Origin of the sequence: Streptomyces sp. NRRL S-118, assembly GCF_000716335.1 — a bacterium.
Lineage (GTDB): Bacteria > Actinomycetota > Actinomycetes > Streptomycetales > Streptomycetaceae > Streptomyces.
Window position 1 is genome coordinate 165,116 of record NZ_KL591012.1, and the last position, 552, is coordinate 165,667.

Annotated in this window: 1 protein-coding gene; it reads left to right on the forward strand. The window is 71.9% G+C overall.

Translation table 11 applies throughout. The features are described 5' to 3' along the window. The coding region (locus tag IH00_RS37555; RefSeq protein WP_031075984.1) for a beta-ketoacyl synthase N-terminal-like domain-containing protein at nt 1-552 on the forward strand (552 nt) is incomplete at both ends.

The window sequence follows — 552 nt, forward strand, 5'->3', positions numbered from 1 at the left end:
CCCGCAGCAGCGGCTGCTCCTCGAAGGCGCGTGGGAGGCGTTCGAGGACGCCGGCATCGACCCGCTGACGCTGAAGGGCAGCGACACCGGCGTCTTCTGCGGACTCATGTTCTCCGACTACCAGTTCGTCGCGGGCCTCAGCGACCGGCGCCCGGAGATCGAGGGGTACCTCTCCATCGCGTCGTCGCCCAGCGTGGCCTCCGGACGCATCAGCTACACCTTCGGCTTCGAGGGCCCCGCGGTCACCGTCGACACGGTGTGCTCCTCCTCCCTCGTCGCGATCGACGTCGCCGCCAAGTCCCTGCGCGCCAAGGAGTGCTCGCTCGCCGTGGTCGGCGGAGCGACGACACTCGCCCGCCCCAGCGCCTTCGTGGAGTTCAGCCGCCAGCGCGCCCTGTCGCCGGACGGGCGCTGCAAGGCCTACGCGGCGGCGGCGGACGGCGTGGGCTGGGCCGAAGGCATGGGCCTGCTCGTCCTGGAGCGGCTGTCCGACGCCAAGCGCAACGGACGCAGGATCCTGGCCGTCGTACGCGGCAGCGCCGTCAACCAGGA